Genomic DNA, 22,333 nt, shown 5'->3' on the forward strand with positions numbered 1-22,333 from the left:
CGGGCGCCGGTCGGTCCGGGGTGTGCCGGTGAGGCCGCGGCTGCACACCGTCGTGCATGTGTGTGCGGCCGTCCTCGCCGCGGCTTGCCTGGCCGCCACCCTCCACCACGGCATCGAGGAACGCGGAGTCGCCCTGGCCTTCGGCATGCTCGTCACCGTCGGTGAACTCATCCGGCGGGGCGGGACCCGGATCCGGGAGGCCGCTCCGCTCGCCACCGCCGGATCGCTCGCGTACGCGCTGCTCGGGGAGATCTCCGGGCGGCCGGCCCAGCACGGGGCCGCGCAGGTCGTCACCGTGGTCCTCGCCGCGTCCCTGCTCGGCAGCGTGCCGCACGTCGGGCGTGGTGACGGCCCCGCCCTCGACCCGCCGGCCCGCCGGGTGCTGACCGTCGGATGCGTCGCCGTGTGCTTCCAGCCCTTGTACCGCCAGGGGGCCTTCGACGACTGGGGCGGGCCCGCGCAGGCGCTGCTGCTGCTCGCCCTGCTGTCCCTCACCGTGCTGTGCGACGCCGTGCTCGCCGCGGCGCTGGCCCACTCCCGCACCGGCTGGCCCTTCCTGCCGATGGTGCGCGACGAGCTGCGGTCCGTCCCCGGCATTGGGGCCGCCGTCATCGCCACGGGTGCCGTGATGGCGCTGGGGGTCGCGGTCGTGGGGTTGTGGGCGTTGCCCGTCTTCTCGGTGCCCCTGCTGCTCGCACAGCTCTCCTACCGGCGGTACGCCGCCGTGCGCGCGACCTACCGGCAGACCATCGCCTCCCTCGCGCGGGCCACCGAGATCGCCGGGTACACCCCCGCCGGGCACGCCCGCCGGGTCGCCCGGCTCAGCCAGGCGGTGGGCCGGGACCTCGGGCTGACCGAGCCCGAACTCACCGTGCTGGAGTACGCCGCGCTGATGCACGACATCGGCCAGCTCAGCCTCGTCGACCCGGTCCCCGCGGGCGCCACCGCCGTCCTGCCGGTCACCGAACAGCGACGGATCGCGCTGCTCGGCGGCGCCGTGGTGCGCCAGACCGGGGTCGACCCCCGGGTGGCCGGCATCGTCGAACGGCAGGCCGACCCGCACCGGCAGCAGCCGCTCGCCGCGCGCATCGTCCGGGTGGTCAACGCGTACGAGGAGAAGTCCCGAGAAGGAGGTCCCGGCGGGCCGCTGACCGCCCTGGAGGAACTGCGGCTCGCCACCGCCGGGGAGTACGCGCCGGAGGTCGTCGAGGCACTGGCCCAGGTCCTGTCACGGAACACGGAGGGGGCGCGTGAGCACGGAGAACGCTCGTGGTGAAAGCCGCGAACAGGACTGTCTGACCCCGTACGAGGCTGGGTAACCCATGGGTAATGAGCGTCCTCGTGGCCGTACGTGGTTGGATGCGAAGGAGAGGGTGTCCGGGGGCGCGGTGCGGAACAGCCGGCCCACCGAACGGAACTGGCAGGCGGGAATCGTGAGGATCTTCGGCAAGGGACGGCACCGGCCCTCCGCCTCCTGGCGGCAGGCCACGGACCGTGCGTTCACGCTCATCGGCGACGGCCGGTACGAGGACGCGGGCGCGCTGCTGACACGGGCCGCCGATCTGGAACCCTGGCTGTCGGAGTCCTGGTTCAATCTCGCGCTGCTGCACAAGTTCCGGCACGACTGGGAGCAGGCGCGCACCGCCGGCCTGCGGGCCGTGGCGCTGCTCGACCGCGACGCCGGCGCTCCCGACTGGTGGAACGTCGGCATCGCCGCCACCGCGCTGCAGGACTGGCCGCTGGCCCGGCGGGCCTGGCAGGCCTACGGACTCAAGGTGCCCGGCCCGGCCACCGACTCCGGCGAGCCCCTCGGTATGGACCTGGGCAGCGCTGCCGTACGGCTGTCCCCGGAGGGGGAGGCGGAGGTCGTGTGGGGCAGGCGTCTCGACCCCGCCCGGATCGAGGTGCTGTCCATTCCGCTGCCGTCCTCCGGCCGCCGCTGGGGCGAGGTCGTCCTGCACGACGGTGTGCCGCACGGCGAGCGCAGCACCGCCGCCGGGCACACCTATCCGGTGTTCGACGAGATCGAGCTGTGGGCGCCCTCGCCGGTGCCGACCTGGGTGGTGCTGCTGGAGGCCGCCTCCGAGTCCGACCGGGACGCGCTGGAACAACTGGCATCCGACGCCGGTTTCGCCGCCGAGGACTGGTCGTCCTCGGTGCGCTTGCTGTGCCGGATGTGCTCGGAGTCACGGATGCCGTCCGACGAGGGCGACGGCGAGCACCTCGACCCGCACGACCACAGCGAGCCGGGCCACCCGGGACCGCTGGGGCACGTCACGGACGGGCAGTTGTGGGTGCCGGAACGCGAATGCGGGCTGGCCGCGCCGGCGTCACTGGTCCGGGGGCTGCTGGACGGGTGGGTCGCGGACAGCCCGGACTCGAGGGACTGGCGGGATCTTGAAGAGGTCTGCTGAGGCCGTTGACCGCGTGCGGTTGCGTCGTGGTGGTGCGCGCCCCGCGGCGGAGCCGCACATCGACGCGGTCCCGCGCCCCTGAAGGGGCGCTTCACCGTACCCTTGTCAGATCACAACCCCGGAATTCCTCAGGAAGGCGTACGTCGGTCATGGCTCAGCAGGACACCGATCAGCAGCACGCGGGCGTGCTCCCCGTCGACGACGAGGGGTACGTCATCGACACGGAGGACTGCGAGGAGCGCGAGGCGGCCTGGCGGGAGCGCGGGACCTCGCGCCCGATCACGGTGGTCGGAAACCCGGTGCTGCACAAGGAGTGCAAGGACGTCACGGACTTCGGCGACGAGTTCCAGCAACTGGTCGCCGACATGTTCGCCAGCCAGCGCACCGCCGAGGGCGTCGGCCTGGCCGCCAACCAGATCGGCGTCGACCTGAAGGTCTTCGTCTACGACTGCCCGGACGACGAGGGCGCGCGCCACACCGGTGTGATCTGCAATCCGAAGCTGGTCGAACTGCCCGCCGAGCGGCGCCGGCTGGACGACAGCAGCGAGGGCTGTCTGTCGGTGCCCACCGCGTACGCGTCGCTGGCCCGTCCTGACTACGCCGAAGTGACCGGGCAGGACGAGAAGGGCAACCCGGTCCGGGTACGTGGCACCGGCTACTTCGCACGGTGTTTGCAGCACGAGACCGACCACCTCTACGGCTATCTCTACATCGACCGGCTGTCCAAGCGGGAGCGGAAGGACGCGCTGCGGCAGATGGCCGAGAACGAGCCGCGCTACCCCGTGGTCGCCAACGACTGACCGGCGGCGGGAACCCTCCACCGCCTCCCGCAACGCCCGGCCGGACCCGCTGTCCGGTCGGGCGTTCGTTCGTCTCCGCGTGAGCGGAAGTAGTGAAAGAAGCAAATCCGTTCCCATAACGGTCAGTTGTGGTGCTGAATGGAGGTGCGGTGATACGCACGGCGTGCGCTCGGCTCGGGGGGCGGGCGCGCATCGACCGGCGGCTGAGAGGGGATTGTTCGTGCATGCTTTGTCACACGGCACCACATCGACACCGACCACCATCGCGGTTCCACCGGCGCTGTCTCTTCCGGTGATCGAGGCAGCGTTTCCACGGCAACTCCACCCGTATTGGCCGAAGCTGCAGGAGACGACCAGGGCGTGGCTGCTCGAAAAGCGGCTCATGCCGGCGGGGAAGGTGGAGGAATATGCCGACGGCCTGTGCTACACCGACCTTATGGCGGGGTACTACTTAGGCTCCCCCGATGAGGTCCTGCAGGCGATAGCGGACTTCAGCGCGTGGTTCTTCGTCTGGGACGACCGGCACGACCGCGACATCGTGCACGGCCGCCCCACCGCCTGGCGGCGGCTGAAGGAGCGGCTGCACACAGCCCTCGACAGCCCCGGGGACCACCTGCGTCACGAGGATCCCGTGGTCGCGGGTCTCGCGGACAGCGTGCGTCGGCTGTACGCGTTTCTGCCGGACAGCTGGAACGCCCGGTTCGCCCGGCACTTCCACACGGTGATCGAGGCGTACGACCGGGAATTCCACAACCGCACGGAGGGGATCGTCCCCACCGTAGCGGAATACCTGGAATTGCGCAGGCTCACCTTCGCGCACTGGATCTGGACCGATCTGCTGGAACCGAGCGCGGGCAGTGAACTCCCGGATCCGGTACGGAAGAACCCGGCGTACCGGAAGGCGGCACTGCTCAGTCAGGAATTCGCCGCCTGGTACAACGACCTGTGCTCGCTGCCCAAGGAAATAGCGGGCAGTGAGGTGCACAATCTCGGTATCAGTCTCGTCACCCATGAAGGCCTGACACTCGAGGAAGCGATCGCCGATGTGAGGCATCGAGTGGAGGAATGCATCCGCGAATTCCAGGAAGCCGAGCAGCAGGCCTTACGGTTCGCCGACGTGCTCGACGACGGCACGGTGGGCGGAAAGGAAACGAGCGCTGCCGTGCGCATCTGCGTCGGCAATATGCGGAACTGGTTCAGCTCCGTCTACTGGTTCCACCACGAGTCCGGTCGGTACCGGGTGGACAGCTGGGACGACCGGTCCACGCCCCCGTACGTCAACAACGAAGCGGCAGGTGAGAAATGACCGTCGAGTCGGTGAACCCCCAGAGGTCCGGGACATCAGCACTGCGCGAGCCGCCTCTGGCCGGCGGAGGACTCCCCGTCCTCGGTCACGGCTGGAAGCTGGCGCGCGATCCGCTGGCCTTCATGTCCGGGCTGCGCGACCACGGCGACGTGGTGCGCCTCAAGCTCGGACCGAAGACGGTGTACGCCGTCACCACCCCCGCCCTCACCGGAGCGGTGGCCCTCAGCCCCGACTACATCATCGCCGGACCGCTGTGGGAGTCCCTCCAGGACCTGCTCGGCGAGGAGGGCGTGGCCACCGCCAACGGCCCGCTGCACCGGCGTCAGCGCCGTACCATCCAGCCCGCCTTCAAGCTCGACGCGATCCCGGCGTACGGGCCGATCATGGCGGAGGAGTCGTACGCGCTCGTGGAGCGCTGGCGCTCCGGCGAGGAACTGGACGTCACGGAGGAGGCCTTCCGCGTGGCCGTCCGGGTCACCGCCCGCTGTCTGATGCGCGGCTCCATGGACGCCCGGGCGGACCGCATCTGCGGTGACCTCGCCACGCTGTTCAGCGGCATGTACCAGCGCATGGTGGTACCGCTCGGACCGCTCTACAGGCTTCCGCTCCCGGCCAATCGGGAATTCAACCGGGCCCTGGCCGATTTGCACGTCCTGGTCGACGAGATCGTCGCCGACCGACGGGCAAGCGGTCAAAAACCGGACGATTTGCTGACGGCTTTGCTGGAAGCGAAGGACGACAATGGCGAGCCCATCGGGGAACAGGAGATCCACGATCAGGTCATCGCGATACTCACCCCCGGCAGTGAAACCGTCGGGGCCACGGTCATGTCGCTCCTCCTGGTTCTCACCGAACACCCGGAACTCGGCGACAAGATCCGTGAGGAGGTGCAAGCCGTCGTCGGTGACCGCCCGGTCGCATTCGAGGACGTCCGCAAGCTGACGTACACCGCGAATGTCGTCACGGAGACCCTGCGACTGTATCCGGCCGTCTGGATATTGACGCGCCGCGCGGTGACCGAGACGGAACTCGGCGGATACCGCATTCCCCGGGGGGCGGACCTCATTTACAGCCCGTACGCCGTCCAGCGCGACCCGCGGTCGTACGAGCGGAACGAGGAGTTCGACCCCGACCGGTGGCTTCCGGAGCGGTCCAAGGACGTGCCCAAGTATGCGATGAGCCCGTTCAGCGTGGGCAACCGGAAGTGTCCGAGCGACCACTTCTCGATGGCCGAGCTCACGCTCATCACCGCGGTGGTCGCCTCCGCCTACCGGTTCGAGCACGTGTCCGGTTCCGACACCCGGCCACGGATCGGGATCACGCTCCGGCCACGAGGGCTGAAGCTGCGGGCACTGCCCCGCTGAGCGGCCGGCCTCCGGCCCGGACCGAACGGGCCGGAAATCGCCTCGTACCGCGCCGCACGAGCGCCGCACGAGCGCCGCACGAGCGCCGCACGAGCGGCGCGGTACGGCGCGGTACCGGGGCGGTATCGGGGCGGTATCGCGCCGCGCCGGTCCCCAGGCCGCCCTAGAAGTCCTCATCCAGGTCGACCGTGCCCTCCACGGCGACCTGGTACGCGGACGGGCGCCGCTCGAAGAAGTTCGTCAGCTCCTGGACGCCCTGGAGCTCCATGAAGGAGAACGGGTTCTCCGAGCCGTACACCGGCGCGAAGCCCAGCCGCACCAGCCGCTGGTCCGCCACGCACTCCAGATACTGCCGCATCGACTCGGTGTTCATGCCCGGCAGCCCGTCCCCGCACAGGTCACGCGCGAACTGCAGCTCCGCCTCGACCGCCTCGCGCAGCATGTCGGTGACCTGCTGCCCGAGCTCCTCGTCGAACAGCTCCGGCTCCTCCTTGCGCACGGTGTCGACCACGTCGAAGGCGAAGGACATGTGCATCGTCTCGTCGCGGAACACCCAGTTGGTGCCGGTCGCCAGACCGTGCAGCAGCCCCCGGCCGCGGAACCAGTAGACGTAGGCGAAGGCCCCGTAGAAGAACAGGCCCTCGATGCACGCGGCGAAGCAGATCAGGTTCAGCAGGAAGCGCCGGCGGTCCGACCGCGTCTCCAGACGGTCGATCTTCTCCACCGAGTCCATCCACCGGAAGCAGAACTCGGCCTTCTCCCGGATGGACGGAATGTTCTCCACGGCCGCGAAGGCGGCCGCACGGTCGTCCGGGTCGGGCAGATAGGTGTCCAGCAGCGTCAGATAGAACTGGACGTGCACCGCCTCCTCGAACAGCTGCCGCGACAGATACAGCCGCGCCTCAGGGGAGTTGATGTGCTTGTAGAGGGTCAGCACCAGGTTGTTCGCCACGATGGAGTCACCGGTGGCGAAGAAGGCCACCAGCCGGCCGATGAGGTGCTGCTCCTCGGGGGTGAGCCTCGCCAGGTCCGCGACGTCCGAGTGCAGGTCCACCTCCTCGACGTGCCAGGTGTTCTTGATGGCGTCCCGGTAGCGCTCGTAGAAGTCGGGGTAGCGCATGGGGCGCAGCGTCAGCTCGAAGCCGGGGTCGAGCAGGTTCTTCGGTGTCATCACTGGCAGGCCTCGCAGGACTCGGGGTTTTCCAGGGAGCAGGCGACCGCCTCGGGGTCCGCCGCCTGCGGTACGGGGACGGTGGTGCGGGCCGCGGCGCGGGCGATCCGGGTCGCCGGGCGGGACCGCAGGTAGTACGTGGTCTTCAGACCCTGCTTCCAGGCATGGGCGTACATCGAGGAGAGCTTGCCGATGGTCGGGGTCTCCAGGAACAGGTTGAGCGACTGGGCCTGGTCCAGGAACGGGGTACGGGCGGCGGCCATGTCGATCAGACCGCGCTGCGGGATCTCCCACGCCGTGCGGTACAGCCGGCGCACCTCCTCGGGGATCCACGCGAAGCCCTGCACCGAGCCGCCGGCCTCGCGCAGCGCCTCACGGGTGCGCGCGTCCCATACGCCGAGCCGCTTGAGGTCGTCCACCAGATACGAGTTGACCTGGAGGAACTCCCCGGACAGTGTCTCGCGCTTGAACAGGTTGGACACCTGCGGCTCGACGCACTCGTACACGCCCGCGATCGACGCGATGGTGGCGGTGGGCGCGATCGCCAGCAGCAGCGAGTTGCGCATCCCGGTGGCCGCGATCCGGGTCCGCAGCGCCGCCCAGCGCTCCGGCCAGGTGAGGGTGACACCGTAGTGGTCGGGGTGCAGTACACCCCGGGCGGTACGGGTCTTCTCCCAGGCGGGCAGCGGTCCGTTGCGCTCGGCCAGGCCCGCGGAGGTCTCGTACGCGGCGAGCATGATCCGCTCGGCGATCTTCGTGGACAGGGCCTTCGCCTCGGGGGAGTCGAAGGGCAGCCGCAGCTTGAAGAAGACGTCCTGCAGTCCCATGGCGCCGAGACCGACGGGGCGCCACCGGGCGTTGGAGCGGCCCGCCTGCTCGGTCGGGTAGAAGTTGATGTCGACGACCCGGTCGAGGAAGGTCACGGCCGTGCGCACGGTCTCGTCGAGGCGCTCCCAGTCGATGTCCCCGTGCTCCACGAACGCCCCGAGGTTGACCGACCCCAGGTTGCAGACCGCCGTCTCCCCGTCGTCGGTGACCTCGAGGATCTCCGTGCACAGGTTCGAGGAGTGGATGACGTGGCCCGGCTCGGCGGTCTGGTTGGCGGTGCGGTTGGCCGTGTCCTTGAAGGTCATCCAGCCGTTGCCGGTCTGCGCGAGGGTGCGCATCATCCGGCCGTACAGCTCGCGCGCCGGGAGGGACTTCCTCGCCAGGCCCTTCGCCTCCGCCGCCCGGTACGCCGCGTCGAACTCCTCGCCCCACAGATCGACCAGCTCCGGCACGTCCACCGGGGAGAACAGCGACCACCGCCCGTCGGCCTCCACCCGCCGCATGAACTCGTCCGGCACCCAGTGCGCGAGGTTCAGATGGTGCGTACGGCGGGCGTCCTCCCCGGTGTTGTCGCGCAGTTCCAGGAACTCCTCGATGTCCAGGTGCCAGGTCTCCAGGTAGACCGCCGCCGCGCCCTTGCGCCGCCCGCCCTGGTTCACGGCGGCGACCGAGGAGTCCAGCGTCTTCAGGAACGGCACGATGCCGTTGGAGTGCCCGTTGGTGCCGCGGATCAGGGAACCCCGCGCGCGGATGCGGGAGTAGGACAGACCGATGCCGCCGGCGTGCTTCGAGAGGCGGGCGACCTGGTGGTAGCGGTCGTAGATCGAGTCCAGCTCGTCCTTGGGGGAGTCGAGGAGGTAGCAGGACGACATCTGGGGGTGCCGGGTGCCGGAGTTGAACAGCGTGGGGGAGGAGGGCAGGTAGTCCAGGCGGCTCATCAGCGTGTAGAGCGCGGCGACCTCGTCCACCGAGCGGGCGCTGTCGTCCTCGGCGAGACCCGCGGCGACCCGCAGCAGGAAGTGCTGGGGTGTCTCGACGACCTTGCGGGTGACCGGGTGCCGCAGCAGGTAACGGCTGTGCAGGGTACGCAGACCGAAGTAGCCGAACCGGTCGTCGGCACGGGGGTCGACCAGCGCGTCGAGCCGGTCCGCGTGCCGCCGGACGAACGCGGCGGTCCGGTCGGCGATCAGCCCCTCGCGGTGCCCGGCCGCGACGGAGCCGGTGAAGGAGGTGACGCCCTGCGAGGCGGCCTCGGCGCGGATGCCGATGGTCAGCAGCCGGGCGGCGAGCCGGGAGTAGGCGGGGTCCTCGGAGATCAGCCCGGCCGCCGTCTCCGTGGCCAGTTCCCGCAGCTGCGCCTCGTCGGCGGCCGCGGACCGGCCGCGCAGGGCGGCGGCGGCGACCCGTCCGGGGTCGGCGCCCCGCAGGTCGGCGGTCAGCTCGGTCAGGGTCCGCAGCAGCGCGGTCCCCGGGCGGTCGCTCTCCTGGGGCGCGTCGATCGCTGAGGCCGGATCGGCTGGCGCGATGGTCACGTGGGGCTCTCCCTCGCTCGGCACAGGGCCTCGAAGAGCGCAGGGGGCAGCACACGAGCGCACGCGGCGTCGCGTCCACCGGCCCATTCCGCGAGGCCCGGACGTCGGAGCACCCGGACCGGACGGCCGGGCGCACTGTCGGCAGGTCCTCGGACTGACTCCCCCTGCGCACCTCGGCGGGCGCAGGCGTGGGGACACCGTTGCGGGACAGTTCCGGATTCACACCGGATTCCCCTGCGGCGACAGCGAGCATGAGCATACATCTTGTGCCGGGTGCCGCCAGCAGCCCCATATGTTGTGTCGCGCCGGTGTCAGAGCGTCAACTCATAGGTGAGGAGCATGATGTCGTCCAGGTCGGGCAGCGGGTTCCAGTCCCGCTCGGGGGTGCGGGTGAAACCGAGCCGTTCGTAGATGCGGTGGGCGGAGCGCATGGTGCGCTGCGTCGACAGCACGATCCGCCGGCACCCCCCGGTCGCCCGCGCCCGGTCGACACAGGCGCGCACCAGGGCCTCCCCGGCGCCGCGGCCCCGGCCGGCGCGGGCCACCGCGAGCATCCGGATCTCCGTCTCGCCCGGCCCCGCCAGGTCGGCCATCGGACCGGGGCCCGGGACGAAGGTCACCCCGCCGAGCACCGCCCCGTGCTCCGTGGCCACCAGCACCTCGGCGGCCGCGGCCCGCTTCGCCACGTCCCGGAGCTCACCGAGGTACCCGTCGCTCTCTTTGAAGTCCAGCAGACCGTCCAGCAGATAGGCCTGTGCGGTGATCTCGCCGAGTTCCCCGTACTCGCCGGGCTCCACCGGCCGAATGACGATGTCCATGCCGCGAGTGTGCCGGACGGGTACGGCAACGGGCCGCCGGTTCTCCCGGCGGCCCGTCACTCGGTGTGCCCGCGGCGTCAGTGGGCGCTGCCCGCCGTGGCGGCCGGGAGCTCCGTCCGGACGCCGGGTTCGCCCGCGTCCGCCGTGTAGTCCTCCGGCCTGGTCCGGTCGATGCCCTCGGGCGCCTTCAGGGCCCGCAGGACGAAGGTCAGCACGACCGTCACCAGCACGTTGAGCACGAAGGCCGTGAGGCCGATGTAGCCGATCTCGCCGATGCCCGGAATCTCCTTCGCGGACCCGCCGAAGTGCTTCTGCGTCGGCGAGGCCACCCCGTACGCGGCGACCGTGCCGTAGATCATGCCGACCGCCCAGCCGCCGATCAGCGCCCAGCGGTGGAACCAGCGGGTGAACAGGCCACCCACCAGCGCGGGGAAGGTCTGCAGGATCCAGATGCCGCCGAGCAGCTGGAAGTTGATGGCGACCGTCTTGTCCATGGTCAGGACGAAGGCCAGCGCACCCACCTTCACCAGCAGGGACACGATCTTGGAGACCTTGGTCTCCTGCCTCGGCGTCGCGTCCGGCTTGATGAAGTCCTTGTAGATGTTGCGGGTGAACAGGTTCGCCGCCGCGATCGACATGATCGCCGCCGGCACCAGTGCGCCGATGCCGATCGCCGCGAAGGCCACTCCCGCGAACCACGCGGGGAACATGTTCTCGAACAACTGCGGGATCGCCAGCTGGCCGTTCTGCACCTTCACACCCGCCGCGATCGCCATGAAGCCGAGCAGCGCCAGCAGGCCCAGCATCAGCGAGTACAACGGCAGGATCGTGGTGTTGCGGCGGATCACCTCACGACTGCGCGAGGACAGCGTCGCCGTGATCGAGTGCGGGTACATGAACAGCGCGAGCGCCGAGCCGAACGCCAGCGTGGCGTACGTCCACTGGCCCGCCTCACCCGGTACCAGCGCACCGCGCGGCTTGCCCGTGGCCGGGTTGGTCTCGCTGTACGCCTCCCTGGCCGAGGCGAAGATCTCGTCGAAGCCGCCGAGCTTGACCGGGATGTAGATGATCGCCACCACGATCACGATGTAGATCAGCGCGTCCTTGACGAACGCGATCAGCGCGGGAGCCCGCAGGCCCGACGAGTACGTGTACGCCGCGAGCACGCCGAAGGCGATCAGCAGCGGCAGGTCCTTGACGAACCAGTTGGTGTCCTGGCCGCCGCCGACGCCCATCACGTCCAGCACCGCCTGGATGCCGACCAGCTGGAGCGCGATGTACGGCATCGTCGCCAGGATGCCGGTGACCGCGACGGCCAGCGACAGCCCCTTCGAGTCGAACCGGCCGCGCACGAAGTCGGAGGTCGTCACATAGCCGTGCTTGTGCGACACCGACCACAGCCGGGGCAGGAACGTGAAGATCAGCGGGTACACCAGGATCGTGTACGGCACCGCGAAGAAGCCGGCCGCGCCCGCCGCGTAGATCGCCGCCGGTACGGCGACGAAGGTGTACGCGGTGTACAGGTCGCCGCCGAGCAGGAACCAGGTGACCCAGGTACCGAAGGAGCGCCCGCCCAGGCCCCATTCGTCGAGGCTGTGCTCGTTCGCGGCCTTGCGCCAGCGCGCGGCCAGGAAGCCCATCGCCGTGACGACGAGGAAGAAGAAGACAAAGACGGCGAGTGCCACACCGTTGACGCCCTCGTTCACTGCGACGCACCGCCCTTCGAGGCCGAGCGGGCGCGCTGGTCACGCTGCCAGAGCCGGTACGCGACCATCGTCAGCACGGTGGAGATCAGCACCCACAGCATCTGGTACCAGTAGAAGAACGGGATGCCGATGACGACGGGGTCGGTCTTCGCGTACGAACCGACCCACAGCATGGCCACGAATGGTGCGACGAGACAGAGGGCGATGACGACGCGCACAGGCGTCACCACCGGCCCTCCCTTGGTTTCTTCTGCGGCTTGTGACATCAGACGGCTCCGTCCCCTCACTGATCACCGGTAAGGCGCAGGGAAATCTAGGTGAGGGCGCGGGACGGTCGTAACCCCCAGTCAACACAGCGGTATTCAGGCGCGGCTCAACCGAGAGGCAACAGCAACGCAAACCTTGTCAACCACCCGTTTCGTCGGGTTTCGGCGCGGCGCGGAGTGAATTCCCGGGAGCGGGAATTCACTCCTGGGGGCGCTTCAGGCGCGCGACGAACTTGTACCGGTCTCCCCGGTACACCGACCGCACCCACTCCACCGGCTGTCCGTCCCGGTCCCGGGAGTGCCGGGACAGCATCAGCATCGGCAGGCCGACATCGGTACCGAGCAGTCCGGCCTCGCGCGGGGTGGCCAGAGAGGTCTCGATCGTCTCCTCGGCCTCCGCGAGATGGACGTCGTACACCTCGGCGAGGGCGGTGTAGAGGGAGGTGTACTTGGTCAGGCTGCGGCGCAGCGCGGGGAAGCGCTTGGCGCTCAGATGGGTGGTCTCGATGGCCATCGGCTCGCCGTTGGCCATGCGCAGCCTTTCGATGCGCAGCACCCGCCCGCCGGCCGTGATGTCGAGCAGTCCGGCGAGCCGGTCGTCGGCGGTGATGTAGCCCAGGTCCAGCAGTTGCGAGGTGGGCTCCAGGCCCTGGGCCCGCATGTCCTCGGTGTACGAGGTGAGCTGGAGGGCCTGGGAGACCTTGGGCTTGGCGACGAAGGTGCCCTTGCCCTGGATGCGCTCCAGCCGTCCCTCGACCACCAGTTCCTGGAGTGCCTGGCGCACCGTGGTGCGCGAGGTGTCGAACTCCGCAGCCAGGGTGCGCTCGGGCGGGACCGGTGTGCCGGGCGGTGCCGTCTCGGTCATGTCGAGCAGGTGTTTCTTCAGCCGGTAGTACTTGGGCACACGCGCCGTACGGACTGTGGTCCCACTCTCGTTCTCCGCACTGCTGACGTGGGTGCTCATGCTTTGCCTTCCCGGCTCCGGGTGCCGAAACGACCGACATCCCATCGGCCGCGGCTGACATCGTGGCACGGCTCGGGGCGGGGTGCGCCCCGCGTGCTCCGTGATCCCCTTTGTATACCCCCGGGGCGGGGGCTGGTCCAGACCACCGCCGCCGGTCAGATGCCCTGCCAGTCCGGCTTGTTCGCGAAGGCGTGGCGGAAGTAGTCGGCGAGTTTCAGCTTGGCGGCGGCGGCCTCGTCGACGACGACCGTGGCGTGCGGGTGCAACTGGAGTGCGGAGGCCGGGCACACCGCCGCGACCGGGCCCTCGACGGTCGCGGCGACCGCGTCCGCCTTGCCCTCGCCGGTGGCCAGCAGTATCAGGTGACGGGCCTCCAGGATGGTGCTGATGCCCTGGGTGATGACATGGTGCGGGACCTGGTCGATGTCGCCGTCGAAGAAGCGCGCGTTGTCCACCCGGGTCTGCTCGGTGAGCGTCTTGATCCGGGTGCGCGAGGCGAGTGAGGAGCACGGTTCGTTGAAACCGATGTGTCCGTCCGTCCCGATGCCGAGCAGCTGGAGGTCCACGCCGCCGGCCTCGGCCAGCTCCCTGTCGTACGCGTCGCACGCCCTCTGGACGTCCTCGGCCGTGCCGTCGGGGCCCATGAAGGCGTCCATGCCGATGCCGAGCGGCTCCAGTACCTCGCGCCGGACCACCGAGCGATAGGACTCGGGGTGGTCGGCGGGCAGCCCCACGTATTCGTCGAGCTGGGCGATCCGGGCCCGGGAGGTGTCCACGGTCCGGTGGTCCACCTCGCGCGCCAGTGCCTGGTACACGGGCAGGGGGGTGGAACCGGTGGCGACGCCCAGCAGGGCGTCGGGCTTGCGCCGCAGGAGCTGTGCCACGGCCCCGGCGATGAGCTCGCCGCCCGCCCGGGCGTCCGCAACGATGACAACTTCCACGGTGGGCCTGCCGATCTTCAGAAGGACTCGACTGGAACAGGCCCCGGAGGACGGGACCAGGTGGTTTAGACCAATCTCAAATCTAGCAGAGGGGTGCGCGCCCTCCCCGGCGGACCGCCGGCGCCCGAGCCGCGCGCCGAAACTGCCCCGGCCGTCCGGCCCCCGAATGAGGCTGTACGGGTTAGGCTGCATGGCGGATGCGTGCGCCTCCGGGCGGACGTACCCACTGACCGCAAGGTACGGTGTCCGACGCATTTACAGGGACAGTGGTCTAGTCCACAATGTGCAGCAGAACACACTAAGCCTGCCTTCCCCGCACAGGAAGGCGGACCGAGGATCCGGAGCTCTCTGCCCTGACTGCCCCGGCTCCTCATCCACGGCCGACCGGGACCGCACACCCCGCCGGCCGGTATTGCTCCGGGCTGCGGTGCCGGGAGGGCTGAGGGTCCCTCCCAGGCGCCGCGGCCCGCGGGTGTTCTCAGGGCCGGCGCACACCCCCGGGTACGCTCGCTGACGTGCCCTCCATGAACGAACTCGTACGCCAGCACACCGCCCTCGACGACACCGACCTCGAGTGGCTCCATCTGCTGGTCTCGGAGTGGCAGCTGCTCTCCGACCTCTCCTTCGCCGACCTGGTGCTGTGGGTCCCCACCCGCGACGGCACCCGCTATGTCTCGGTCGCCCAGATGCGGCCCAACACCGGGCCGACCTCGTACCAGGACGACATGGTGGGGCACCTCGTCCCGCGCGGCCGCCGGCCCATGCTGGACGCGGCCCTGGACGAGGGCCGGATCGTGCGCGAGGGGGACCCGGAATGGCGTGAGGAGGTCCCCGTACGGGTCGAGTCCATCCCCGTGCGGCGGGAGGGGCGCGTCCTCGGCGTCATCGCCCGCAACACCAACCTGCTCACCGTGCGCACCCCCAGCCGGCTGGAGCTCACCTACCTCCAGAGTGCCTCCGACCTCGCGCAGATGATCGCGGCCGGTGCCTTCCCGTTCGCGAACCAGCAGCTGGAGATGGACGCCTCGCCGCGCGTGGGAGACGGGCTGATCCGGCTGGACGCCGACGGCATCGTCCAGTACGCCTCCCCGAACGCGCTGTCCGCCTACCACCGGATGGGTCTCGCCGCCGACCTGGTGGGTCATCACCTCGGCCGTACCACGGCCGAACTGGCGCCCACGACGGGGCCGGTGGACGAGGCGCTGGCCAAGGTCGCCAGTGGCTGGGCGCCGCGCGAGTTCGAGATCGAGGCGCACGACGGGGTGATCCAGTTCCGGGCGATCCCGCTCAAGCCGAAGGGCACCCGCATCGGGTCGCTGGTCCTGCTCCGTGACGTCACCGAGCTTCGCCGCCGCGAACGCGAATTGATCACCAAGGACGCGACCATCCGGGAGATCCACCACCGGGTGAAGAACAACCTCCAGACGGTGGCGGCGCTGTTGCGGCTCCAGGCCCGGCGGATCGGTTCCGAGCGCGGCCGCGCGGCGCTGGAGGAGGCCGTGCGCCGGGTGGGGTCCATCGCGATCGTCCACGAGACGCTGTCCCAGAACCTGGACGAGCGGGTGGAGTTCGACGAGATCGCCGACCGCGTCCTGGCCATGGTCGCCGAGATCTCCCCGGGCAAGGTCACCGCCCGGCGCTCGGGCCGCTTCGGGATACTCGACGCCGAGGTCGCCACGCCGTTGTCGATGGTGCTGACCGAGGTCCTGCAGAACGCCCTGGAACACGGCTTCGGCGAGGGCGAGACCGGCACCGTCGAGGTCTCCGCGGTCCGCGGCGGCACCTCCAAGGAGACCCGCCTGCTGGTCACCGTCCAGGACGACGGAGTGGGTCTGCCCGAGGGCTTCGACCCGCACACGGCGGGCAACCTCGGCCTGCAGATCGTACGGACCCTGGTGGAGGGCGAGTTGGGCGGCACCTTCGACATGGTGCCGGCCCCGGGGCGGGGGGCCAGGGTGATCCTGGACATCCCGGTGCGGTCGGACAAGTAACAGGCGAACACACCCGTGCCCGGGGCGTGTCCGGGCACAGCACAAAGCCCCGGACCGGGTAACTGGTCCGGGGCTGATGCTCGTTGCTTCGGTGTTCCCCCTGCTCGAGCGGGCTCGAGGCGGTCGGGGAACTACGCGCTGCGGCTCGGGGGCGGGAGATGCGTACGCGGTGTACGCGCCGCCAAGCTCAGGCTGTCGGCAGGGGGTGTCAGGCGGATGCCTGACGGGCCCGGTTGCGGGCGGCGCGGCGCTTCATCGCGCGACGCTCGTCCTCGCTGAGACCACCCCAGACGCCGGAGTCCTGACCGGACTCGAGCGCCCACTGGAGGCAGCTCTCGATCACCGGGCAGCGACGGCAGACGGCCTTGGCTTCCTCGATCTGCAGCAGCGCGGGACCGGTGTTGCCGATGGGGAAGAAGAGCTCGGGGTCTTCCTCGCGGCAAACGGCGTTGTGACGCCAGTCCATGGCTGCTACCTCTCCTTGGTATAACTGCATGTGCTTGTGAATGTGAACGCTTTCACGAATCCCCCAACAAGTGAAGGGCCGACCGCCAGGTTCCCTGGCGTGGTCCTTGGGTTTGAAGAGGGGTTCCGGTGATCTGTGGAGGCCGGTATTGCGGGCCGTCCCGATCGCCACGTAGAGACTCGCAAACCTCGGCGGCGGATACAACCCCTTCCGAAAAGTTTTTTTTGATTCTTCGGTGTCGACTAGGTCACAGCCGTACTTCCATGGGGTGGACCCTGGCCTAAACGTTCGAGTGAAAGGACTTTCGCCCTTTCCGCTCACACAATCACACGCAGTGCACGGCGTACGCCTGTGAACGTCACGCTGGTTCGCAGCCCCAGATGGTCACCGTCCATCTGGAGGGGCAGTGGCACCTTCGAATGCAAGGTGAAGCGTGTCAGATCGTGCCGGGAGACCACATGCTTGCCACGGGGCCCGCGCTCCGGGGACGAAGTGAGCAACTGCGTGCCATACCGGGCAACCGCGGTCGTGGACATGCGGCTCAGACCGAAGAGATCGAGACCGGTATCGAACGAGGCCTTAGGCGACGCGTAGATCGGGCGATTGCCGAGAAACGTCCACGGCGAGGTGTTCGAGACTATGGACAGCGCCAGATCGGTGACCGGCTCGTCGCCCGGATGCTCCAGGGTGATCACCCCGCGCCGGCGGTGCGGCTCGCCGAACATCTGACGGACGACCTGGCGCATGTACAGCGCGTGAGTGGACTTCCTGCCGCGCTCCCGCTGCTGCTCCACCCGGCCGACCACGCCCGCGTCGAAGCCCAGGCCCGCGTTGAAGGTGAACCAGCGGGCCGGCACGGCCTCGTCCTCCGAACCCGGCGTGCCCGAGGTCAGGCCCAGGCCCACGGTCCGCTCACGGCCCTCGCGCAGCGCGTCCAGCAGGACGCCGGTGGCCTCCACGGGATGGTTGGGCAGCCCCAGGGCGCGGGCGAAGACATTGGTGGAGCCGCCGGGGACCACGGCGAGGCCGGGCAGATGCTCCGGGTCGGGGCCCGCGTGCAGCAGACCGTTGACGACCTCGTTGACCGTCCCGTCCCCGCCGAGCGCGACCACCAGGTCGATGTCGTCGCTCTCCGCGGCCTGCCGGCCCAGGTCGCGTGCGTGCCCGCGGTACCCGGTGGTGACGGCGTCCAGCTTCATCTCGCTGGCGAGGGCATGGATCAGCACATCGCGCGTGCGCGCACTTGTGGTGGTTGCCGCCGGATTGACCACGAGAAGTGCACGCATGACGTGCAGGGTACCTACTCGGTGGTACCGGGCCCAGACCGAGGCCGGGTCACAGCGGCGGAACGGGCGTGAACCTCGCCATGGGAGGGACCACGGCGAGGGCTACCCTTCAGGGGTGAGCAGCGAGCGGACCCCCACCACCACCCCGGACGAGACCACCATGCCGGACGGCAGCGGTGCCCGCCGTCCCGCGTACGCCGCGGCGCTGGCCGCCCTGGAGGGGCTGGCGCTGGTGGCCGTCGGCGGGTGGATGTCGGTCCTGGCCCTCACCGGTGAACCGGACGACCGCACCCAGGCCGTCACCGGCGGGGTGACCCTGATCGTGCTCGCACTGCTCCCGCTGATCGCCGCGCGGGGACTGCTCGCCCGGCGGAGCTGGAGCCGGGGCCCCGCCGTCATCACGCAGATCATCGCGCTGCCGGTGGCCTACAACCTGCTGGTGTCCGACGGCGTGGCCATCCCCGCCGGGATCGTGCTCGCCGTCGTGGCCGTCACCGCGCTCGTCCTGCTGATCAACCCCGCGACGACCCGGGCCCTCGGCATCCGGGGGCCCGGGAACGCCGGGAACTAGAGCCCGGGGCCCCGGATCCCGGTCGGCCCGGCTGCCGGGAACCGTCACCCGGAACCGGCCGGATCCCGGAGGGACGGACTCGCGGACCGCGCCGGTTCACTCCTCCACGAGCAGTTTCTCCCGAAGCTGGGCCAGGGTGCGGGCCAGCAGCCGGGAGACGTGCATCTGCGAGATGCCGACCTCCTGCGCGATCTGCGACTGGGTCATGTTGCCGAAGAAGCGCAGCAGCAGGATCCGCTTCTCACGCGGCGGCAGATCCTCCAGCAGCGGTTTGAGCGACTCCCGGTACTCCACGCCCTCCAGCGCCTCGTCCTCGGCGCCGAGGGTGTCGGCCACCGCCGGGGACTCGTCGTCGGTGTCGGGGACGTCCAGGGACAGCGTCGAGTACGCGTTGGCGGACTCCAGGCCCTCCAGGACCTCCTCCTCGGAGATGGCCAGCTTCTCGGCCAGCTCGTGCACCGTGGGGGAGCGGCCGTGCAGCTGGGACAGCTCGGCCGTGGCGGTGGTGAGCGCCAGCCGCAGCTCCTGGAGCCGGCGCGGCACCCGGACCGCCCAGCCCTTGTCGCGGAAGTGCCGCTTGATCTCGCCGACGACCGTCGGGGTGGCGTAGGTCGAGAACTCCACGCCCCGGTCCGGGTCGAACCGGTCGACGGACTTGATCAGCCCGATGGTGGCGACCTGGGTGAGGTCGTCCAGCGGCTCCCCGCGGTTGCGGAAGCGGCGCGCCAGGTGCTCGACGAGCGGCAGATGCATCCGCACCAGCCGGTTGCGCAGCTCCGCGTACTCGGGAGTGCCGTCCTGCAGCGTGCGCAGCTCCAGGAACAGGGCGCGCGCCCCGCTGCGGTCCCTCGGGTCGTGGTGCGCGTGCGTGCCGTGGGTGCCCGGGGTGTTCCCCGCGCCCTGCGGACCGGACGCCCGCGGCGCCTCGCCCTCGGCGTGTCGCTCGTGCTCGCTCATCGCCTGGCCCGTCGCCCTTCCCCGAGCGCTCGCCTCGTCCCCCGTCGCCGGCTTCACGTGCGCGGAGGCGTCCGCGCGGTCGGCACCGTCCCCGGCCTGCCCGGCCGCGGTGGTGCCGCGCACGGCACCGCCGGCCTGCCCGCCGCCCGGGGAGACGGTCTCCGTGGAGTCGTCCTCCGGATGCGGCCGGGCCTGCTCGGGGATGCCGTCGATGCCGTCCGGCACGCGCTCGGCCGGCAGCTCCCGTGTGCCGCGTTCTTCGTCCCGCACCGGCCCGTCCTCGCTCCTCACGCCGGCCCGGGTCCCGCGCCGCGCTGTTTGTAGAGGCTGATCGACACGGTCTTGTCCTCGTCCACGGCCGAGGACACCTTGCCCGCGAGCGCGGACAGCACGGTCCAGGCGAAGGTGTCCCGCGAAGGGGCGTGACCGTCCGTGGTCGGCGCCGACACGGTCACCTCCAGCGAGTCGTCGACGAGCCGGAAGACACAGCTGAGCACCGAACCCGGCACGGCCTGCTGGAGCAGGATCGCGCAGGCCTCGTCGACCGCGATGCGCAGGTCCTCGATCTCGTCGAGGGTGAAGTCCAAACGGGCCGCGAGGCCGGCCGTGGCCGTACGCAGCACCGACAGGTAGGCACCCGCGGCCGGCAGCCGGACTTCCACGAAGTCCTGGGTCGCGGGCTCGCCTGCGATCTGGGACACCCTCACCTCCAAGGTGGTACAAGCGTTAAGGGCCGGATCGCCCCCGGGTAACGCGCTACGTGGTTCAGCGGTGACGCTATCGCGCTCTCAGGGTTCCTGTCCCGGGACCCCGGCCCGTTGCCGTCACTCATAGTAAAACTACGGATACGCTCCGTGGCTAGGGGTCTGCGGCTCCCAAATGGGAAGAGCGCGCGCCGGATTGACGTACCCAGACGTCAGACGGTCGAACCGTCCGCCGCCGTGGTCACATCCGGTCACAGCAGTACATGGTCGACGAAACACCAGCGCCAGTCCTCACCGGGTTCATGGCTCCGCATCACCGGGTGGCCGGTTCTGGTGTGGTGCTCCGTGGCGTGCCGGTGCGGCGAGGAGTCGCAGCATCCGACGTGACCGCAGGTGAGGCAGAGACGCAGCTGAACCGGATCGGTACCGTCCCGCAGGCACTCCGGACATGTCTCACCCAGCGGAGCGGGTTCCGGATTCGGCAGCGCGTCGGCGTGCGTGCACTGTTTCATGATGGCCACATTACGACGCGCGCGCGGGTGACCGCGCCGAAAAACGAGGGTGGGCCGGACATGGATGTGATGCCCCTGCTGTTGCTGGTGGCGGGCAGCGCCGCGATCGCCGCGGCCGCCCGGCGGACCCCGATACCGGCGCCGCTGCTGCTGGTCGCGGCCGGTCTGGCGGTCAGCTACCTCCCCGGGGTGCCCTCCTACACGCTCGACCCGCACATCGTGCTGCCGCTCATCCTGCCCCCACTGCTGTACACGGCGGCCACCGAAAGCTCCTACCTCGATCTGCGGGCGCAGTTACGGCCGGTGGCGCTGCTCTCGGTGGGTTACGTGCTGTTCGCGACCTTCGCCGTCGGCTGGGTCCTGTACCTGCTCGTACCGGCCCTGCCACTGACCGCGGCCCTGGTGTTCGGCGCCGTGGTGGCTCCGCCGGATGCGGTCGCGGCGACGGCGGTGGCCCGCCGGGTCGGCCTGCCCTCGCGCATCACCACGATCCTCCAGGGCGAGTCCCTGCTGAACGACGCCACCGCGATCACCGCGTTCCGGGTGGCCCTGGCGGCGGCCGTGGGCGAGGGCGCGACCTGGGCCGGGGGGATCGGCGAGTTCCTGCTCGCCGCCTTCGGCGGAGTGGCGTTCGGCCTGGTGCTCATGGTTCCGCTGCACTGGCTGCGCACCCATGTGAAGGAGGCGCTGCTGCAGAACACGCTCTCCCTCCTCATCCCCTTCGTCGCGTATGCCGCCGCCGAGCAGGTGCACGCCTCCGGTGTCATCGCCGTCGTGGTCGTCGCCCTCTACCTCGGGCACCGCGCGGGGGAGGTCGATTTCGCCACCCGGCTCCAGGAGGAGGCGGTGTGGAAGATGGTCGCGTTCATCCTGGAGTCCGCCGTCTTCGCCCTCATCGGACTGCAGCTGCCCGTCGTCCTCAGAGGGCTCGGCGAGCACGAGGGCTTCGACGCCGCCTGGTACGCGCTGGTCGTCTTCGTGGTGGTGGTCGCCGTACGGTTCCTCTGGGTGTACCCGGCGACCTGGCTGCCGCAGCTGTCGGCGAGGATCCGGGAACGCGAGGGCAGCCCCGGATGGAAGGGCCCGTTCGTCGTCGCGTGGGCGGGAATGAGAGGCGTGGTCTCCCTGGCCATCGCCTTCTCGATCCCGGTCACCGCCGGGGACGAGGACTTCCCGCACCGCAATCTGCTGCTCTTCCTGACCTTCACCACCGTCATCGGCACCCTGGTCGTCCAGGGGCTGACGCTGCCGCCGCTGATCCGCCTGCTGAAGCTCCCCGGGCGCGACGAGCAGGCCGAGACCCTGGCGGAGGCCAACGCCCAGGCACAGGCCTCCAGGGCCGCCGAGCAGCGCCTCGACGAACTTCTCTCCGACGAGCGCAACGCCCTGCCGGCACCGCTCGCCGAGCGGCTGCGCAGTGTCCTGGAACGCCGCCGCAACGCCGTCTGGGAACGGCTCGGGCAGGTCAACCCCGTCACCGGGGAGTCGGTGGACGACACCTACCGACGGCTGTCCCGGGAAATGATCAGCACGGAGCGCGAGGTGTTCGTCAAGCTGCGCGACGGCCGCTTCATCGACGACGAGATGCTGCGGACCCTGCTGCGCCGGCTGGACCTGGAGGAGGCGGCGGCCCACCGGGAGACGGCCTGAGGCGTCCTGGCGAGCGGTGCGTGCCGTCCGGCGAAGCGATCCGGAGGCCACCGGCCGCTCCGCGGGGCAGAGGAGGCCGAGCCATC

Annotated in this window: 20 protein-coding genes and 1 riboswitch; of the genes, 8 read left to right on the top strand and 12 right to left on the bottom strand. The window is 70.1% G+C overall.

Annotation, left to right across the window (positions count from 1 at the left end; all coding sequences use genetic code 11):
• Positions 1 to 28: 28 nt before the first annotated feature.
• From ACIF9R_RS03655 to ACIF9R_RS03675, 5 genes are all read left to right on the top strand, one after another.
• Positions 29 to 1,276 (top strand): HD-GYP domain-containing protein, encoded by a 1,248-nt coding sequence (locus ACIF9R_RS03655; protein ID WP_399973741.1) that lies wholly within the window; start codon positions 29 to 31, stop codon positions 1,274 to 1,276.
• Between the two features lie 157 nt (positions 1,277 to 1,433).
• Entirely contained in the window at positions 1,434 to 2,414 is a 981-nt protein-coding gene (locus ACIF9R_RS03660) for a tetratricopeptide repeat protein (RefSeq protein ID WP_399973998.1), read from the top strand.
• A gap of 149 nt (positions 2,415 to 2,563) precedes the next feature.
• On the top strand, positions 2,564 to 3,214 hold the full coding sequence (def, locus tag ACIF9R_RS03665) for a peptide deformylase (RefSeq protein WP_399973743.1): 651 nt from the start codon (positions 2,564 to 2,566) through the stop codon (positions 3,212 to 3,214).
• Positions 3,215 to 3,434: 220 nt separating this feature from the next.
• Entirely contained in the window at positions 3,435 to 4,520 is a 1,086-nt protein-coding gene (gene cyc1 / locus ACIF9R_RS03670) for an epi-isozizaene synthase (RefSeq protein ID WP_399974000.1), read from the top strand.
• Complete coding sequence (locus tag ACIF9R_RS03675; protein WP_399973746.1) at positions 4,517 to 5,884, top strand: cytochrome P450; 1,368 nt, start codon at positions 4,517 to 4,519, stop codon at positions 5,882 to 5,884. The genes cyc1 and ACIF9R_RS03675 overlap by 4 nt, the downstream gene beginning before the upstream one ends.
• A gap of 163 nt (positions 5,885 to 6,047) precedes the next feature.
• Here the strand turns inward: ACIF9R_RS03675 and ACIF9R_RS03680 are convergent, their stop codons facing one another.
• The 7 genes from ACIF9R_RS03680 to nagB all read right to left on the bottom strand — a co-directional run bounded on the left by ACIF9R_RS03680 (position 6,048) and on the right by nagB (position 14,110).
• Positions 6,048 to 7,055 (bottom strand): ribonucleotide-diphosphate reductase subunit beta, encoded by a 1,008-nt coding sequence (locus ACIF9R_RS03680; RefSeq protein ID WP_399973748.1) that lies wholly within the window; start codon positions 7,053 to 7,055, stop codon positions 6,048 to 6,050.
• Positions 7,055 to 9,415: a ribonucleoside-diphosphate reductase subunit alpha gene (locus tag ACIF9R_RS03685; protein WP_399973751.1), complete on the bottom strand. Its 2,361-nt coding sequence runs from the start codon at positions 9,413 to 9,415 to the stop codon at positions 7,055 to 7,057. The genes ACIF9R_RS03680 and ACIF9R_RS03685 overlap by 1 nt, the downstream gene beginning before the upstream one ends.
• Positions 9,416 to 9,537: 122 nt before the next feature.
• Positions 9,538 to 9,714, bottom strand: a riboswitch (cobalamin riboswitch).
• A 12-nt stretch (positions 9,715 to 9,726) separates the two neighbouring features.
• Positions 9,727 to 10,233 (bottom strand): GNAT family N-acetyltransferase, encoded by a 507-nt coding sequence (locus ACIF9R_RS03690; RefSeq protein WP_399973753.1) that lies wholly within the window; start codon positions 10,231 to 10,233, stop codon positions 9,727 to 9,729.
• Positions 10,234 to 10,310: 77 nt separating this feature from the next.
• The gene (mctP, locus tag ACIF9R_RS03695) at positions 10,311 to 11,939 is read right to left on the bottom strand and encodes a monocarboxylate uptake permease MctP (protein ID WP_399973755.1); all 1,629 of its coding nucleotides are present in this window, start codon (positions 11,937 to 11,939) and stop codon (positions 10,311 to 10,313) included.
• Positions 11,936 to 12,205 (bottom strand): DUF3311 domain-containing protein, encoded by a 270-nt coding sequence (locus ACIF9R_RS03700; RefSeq protein ID WP_399973758.1) that lies wholly within the window; start codon positions 12,203 to 12,205, stop codon positions 11,936 to 11,938. The genes mctP and ACIF9R_RS03700 overlap by 4 nt, the downstream gene beginning before the upstream one ends.
• 199 nt (positions 12,206 to 12,404) lie before the next feature.
• Positions 12,405 to 13,169 (bottom strand): GntR family transcriptional regulator, encoded by a 765-nt coding sequence (locus ACIF9R_RS03705; RefSeq protein ID WP_399973760.1) that lies wholly within the window; start codon positions 13,167 to 13,169, stop codon positions 12,405 to 12,407.
• A 155-nt stretch (positions 13,170 to 13,324) separates the two neighbouring features.
• Positions 13,325 to 14,110, bottom strand: a complete 786-nt coding sequence (nagB, locus tag ACIF9R_RS03710) for a glucosamine-6-phosphate deaminase (protein WP_399973763.1) — start codon at positions 14,108 to 14,110, stop codon at positions 13,325 to 13,327.
• A gap of 515 nt (positions 14,111 to 14,625) precedes the next feature.
• On the opposite strand from nagB, the gene ACIF9R_RS03715 reads away from it, so the two are divergent.
• Positions 14,626 to 16,101, top strand: coding sequence for a sensor histidine kinase (locus tag ACIF9R_RS03715; protein ID WP_399973766.1), 1,476 nt, complete (start codon positions 14,626 to 14,628; stop codon positions 16,099 to 16,101).
• Positions 16,102 to 16,309: 208 nt separating this feature from the next.
• Here ACIF9R_RS03715 and ACIF9R_RS03720 read toward each other — a convergent pair whose 3' ends face one another.
• A complete protein-coding gene (locus ACIF9R_RS03720; RefSeq protein ID WP_030219886.1) occupies positions 16,310 to 16,567 on the bottom strand; it encodes a WhiB family transcriptional regulator in 258 nt (85 codons plus the stop codon).
• A 317-nt stretch (positions 16,568 to 16,884) separates the two neighbouring features.
• Positions 16,885 to 17,853: a diacylglycerol/lipid kinase family protein gene (locus tag ACIF9R_RS03725; RefSeq protein ID WP_399973768.1), complete on the bottom strand. Its 969-nt coding sequence runs from the start codon at positions 17,851 to 17,853 to the stop codon at positions 16,885 to 16,887.
• Positions 17,854 to 17,968: 115 nt separating this feature from the next.
• On the opposite strand from ACIF9R_RS03725, the gene ACIF9R_RS03730 reads away from it, so the two are divergent.
• Positions 17,969 to 18,424 carry a hypothetical protein gene (locus ACIF9R_RS03730; protein WP_399973771.1) on the top strand — a complete coding sequence of 152 codons (456 nt, stop codon included), beginning with the start codon at positions 17,969 to 17,971 and terminating at the stop codon, positions 18,422 to 18,424.
• A gap of 96 nt (positions 18,425 to 18,520) precedes the next feature.
• On the opposite strand, the gene ACIF9R_RS03735 is transcribed toward ACIF9R_RS03730, so the two are convergent.
• From ACIF9R_RS03735 to ACIF9R_RS03745, 3 genes are all read right to left on the bottom strand, one after another.
• Complete coding sequence (locus tag ACIF9R_RS03735; protein ID WP_399973774.1) at positions 18,521 to 19,651, bottom strand: RNA polymerase sigma factor SigF; 1,131 nt, start codon at positions 19,649 to 19,651, stop codon at positions 18,521 to 18,523.
• A 17-nt stretch (positions 19,652 to 19,668) separates the two neighbouring features.
• Positions 19,669 to 20,082: an anti-sigma regulatory factor gene (locus ACIF9R_RS03740; RefSeq protein ID WP_004925829.1), complete on the bottom strand. Its 414-nt coding sequence runs from the start codon at positions 20,080 to 20,082 to the stop codon at positions 19,669 to 19,671.
• A 254-nt stretch (positions 20,083 to 20,336) separates the two neighbouring features.
• Positions 20,337 to 20,597 (bottom strand): UBP-type zinc finger domain-containing protein, encoded by a 261-nt coding sequence (locus ACIF9R_RS03745; RefSeq protein ID WP_399973777.1) that lies wholly within the window; start codon positions 20,595 to 20,597, stop codon positions 20,337 to 20,339.
• Positions 20,598 to 20,657: 60 nt separating this feature from the next.
• Here ACIF9R_RS03745 and ACIF9R_RS03750 point away from each other — a divergent pair, with 60 nt between their 5' ends.
• A complete protein-coding gene (locus tag ACIF9R_RS03750; RefSeq protein WP_399973779.1) occupies positions 20,658 to 22,247 on the top strand; it encodes a Na+/H+ antiporter in 1,590 nt (529 codons plus the stop codon).
• The last annotated feature ends 86 nt before the right edge of the window (positions 22,248 to 22,333 follow it).

The organism is Streptomyces sp. NPDC086080 (assembly GCF_044540255.1).
Lineage (GTDB): Bacteria > Actinomycetota > Actinomycetes > Streptomycetales > Streptomycetaceae > Streptomyces.